Raw genomic sequence first — 1,808 nt, 5'->3', positions numbered from 1 at the left:
GAGTCTATGTCCAGGATGTACGGCTTGCCGGGGGTGTCTTCCCCAATCAACGCCAGCAGGCTTTCATCCGTATCATCGACAGGCGCCATGGCCAGCTGTTCAGCCACCCTGTTTTCCAGGTGGGCATTCCAGCGCGACAGGCTCTCGGCCAATCGCTCAGGGTGTGCAGACACCGAACCATAGACGGCTTGCTCATCCTTGCTGTAGATGCTCAGGCGGTACAAACGCTCTCGGCTGGTGCGCAACGCCTTGATCTCGTGCCAGAGTGCATTGATGGCTAACTGCTGACTGCGGGCATACACGCTGCCGTTGTCGAGCTGCTTACGCTTTATGCGCAGCTGAGCGTCTATTTTTTCCATTGCCCCGTCGACCAGCTTGAGCTCTTCGTTGGTCACCAACGAGCGCTGTTGCTCCTGTGCTTCTTGCCAGCGCCGGAATGTCGCCCAGCACGCCGGAATGTAACCGCCCACCATCGAGTGATTACCCGCGTTGAAGATTTGCGTCAGCAACCCAGGCCGTATTGGCAATCCGTCGACCTGCTTGATCGCCAGGCTACAGGCCGCGTGTTGGGCGATGGTGTCGCACCCGGGCTCCCAGAGGATCGCCGACGTCCTGTTGCCGCCAAACTCCACGGGCATGAAGTGCTGCAATGTGCCGTGGTGTTCGTAAGGCTCACCGTCCAGGTTGGTAATGCCCGTGACAAACACCGAAAGCCCCAACGGTACGTTGACGAAGGTCAGCGCCGCGCCGGGCAGGTACACCTTGGGTTTGGTGTTCATCCAGGTAGCCGGCACGCTGGGTACCGGGTCGTTGTGGTTGACCATGCGGTGGTGGACGAGAGCGGCAGCTTCTTTGACAAAGGTTGCGTCAGCTGCTCGGGGGGCGCCGTAGGTGTAGAGCACGATGTCGTAAGTAGAACCTTCCCGGCGACGTAGCATCTCGGAAAGCAGCAAGGTAATGGCGCCACCCAGGCTGTGGCCGCAGATCACCAGCTTTTGGCCGGCGTAGAACTTGTCGAGATATCTAGTTGCAAAGTCATACACATTCTTAGCCGCGTCATAGAAACCACGGTGGACCTTGCCCACACCCTCCTCAAAAGGCACCTGAAACGCATCGGCATCTCGAAGGCCGTCGGCAAGTTTCTCATTGGTGCCGCGTACAGCGATCAAAATCAATTCGTCGTTATGCGTGATAAAGGCTTGTGAGTCAGTATCGCTCTCTTTGCCCCTGTCATCGAAAAAGTGAATATTTGCTGGATGTTCTTGATCGCCCTCCAGTGCCGGGTTATTTGCCGGGTAGAGCGCAGGATCAAAAGGTACGATCTCCAAGCGTGTGGAGTAGGCCACATCCTCGTACAAGGGGTAGTACGCCTTGAGTTGCTCCTCACCGACTTTCCATAGCTCATCGAACTTGGCCAGGGCATCGCCAAACCAGTTGCCACTGCTGGGCTGCGACGTGAAGCTGACTTTATCTGTTTTGACGGGCTGTTCATCAGGCTTCTGCCCGAAGGGGCAATAGCTCAAGGTGGCCATCAGCGCGAGCTGGTACAGGTTCAGCGCGCAGAACTGCGAATCGGTGGAGAGCAGTGGACGCAGTGCCCGCAACGGGCGCACCTCCAGCACGTTGTGCTTATTGGAGCACAAGCACACGCCCTGTTTTCCATGCTCACGCATAAGCCGGGACGCCCCGCTGCTTACCGGGAAGTGGCAGTCAACCATAGGCGGCAGGTGTGCAGCATGCTGGACTAACTGGCTGACCTCTACCTGGTAGAAGGCATCGGCTTCCGTTTGCGCAGGATTGCTCCGCGT

1 protein-coding gene is annotated in these 1,808 nt (G+C 57.8%); it reads right to left on the bottom strand.

The genetic code is table 11. From position 1 onward, the window contains the following. The coding region (locus NPS47_RS25125; RefSeq protein WP_274297414.1) for a lipase family protein at positions 1–1,808 on the bottom strand (1,808 nt) is incomplete at both ends.

The sequence above is a fragment of the Pseudomonas putida genome, assembly GCF_028682475.1.
In the GTDB taxonomy this organism is placed as follows: domain Bacteria; phylum Pseudomonadota; class Gammaproteobacteria; order Pseudomonadales; family Pseudomonadaceae; genus Aquipseudomonas; species Aquipseudomonas putida_AG.
The sequence above is the reverse complement of the archived record's forward strand: the minus strand, read 5'-3'. Positions and strand labels throughout refer to the sequence as shown.